Source organism: Vibrio sp. 378 (assembly GCF_033339435.1).
The window spans coordinates 1-797 of the sequence record NZ_JAWOUO010000380.1 but is presented as its reverse complement, the minus strand read 5'-3'; the positions used below and the strand labels follow the sequence as shown (position 1 = coordinate 797).

The following is a 797-nucleotide window of genomic DNA, read 5'->3' as shown; positions in this document are numbered from 1 at the left end:
AGAATTGATCAAACAATATCATCCAGAGTTAAAACAAGTTCCTTATAAAGGCCATAACGAAGCCGTACGTTTGCTACAAACTGGTTTAGTGGATGGCGTGGTTGATGCGATTAACCAACTCAAACCAATGTTGTTGGAAGGGTTTGATGCCAAAATGCTCAACGATCAGATCTCCATCAAACCTGTTTCTATCATTAGTAAAAAAGGTCACCACTTAGAAGAGTTGGATACCTTTGCCTCGTTTATTCATGGTGAAGCGGTACAAAAGCAACTTCGTGAGCAAATCGCGTTGTATCAATTTGAGTTGAGACGTTCAGCCCTGCGAGATGCGATCAAGTTACTGCCTGTCGATTTAAAAGAGCCAATTCGAATCAAAATGGAATCCATCTTTCCTTATGTGGTGTACAACCCTGATGGCACCGTACAAGGGATGACAGCCGATATCGTTCTACAAAGCTGTGAAATTCTGGATTTAAACTGTGTGATCATCAGTGAGCCTAACGAAAGTTGGGAGTCGATGTATCGCCAGTTTATGAAAGGTGAATTTGATATTTTGGCACCATTAACGGTGAGCAGAGAACGGCATGAATTCAGCTATTTTCCAAGACCACACTATTCACCAGCTTCAGTGATGGTCAAGCGATTGGGTTACAAGCCAAACACCTATTCCCATGTGTCACAATTGATCTCTGAAAGAATCGGTGTAGTCAAAGACGATTTCTTCGATCAAATGATGACTCAGCTTTTACCATTGAAAGAGCTTGAGCGTTTTAACACGCAGCACGATCTTATTGAAG

The 797-nt window shown here is 41.5% G+C and carries 1 protein-coding gene; it reads left to right on the top strand.

Going from position 1 to position 797, the window contains the following annotated elements:
* Positions 1 to 797, top strand: a 797-nt coding sequence (locus R7Q48_RS26395; RefSeq protein ID WP_318133157.1) for a transporter substrate-binding domain-containing protein, incomplete at both ends; no start/stop codon positions are given.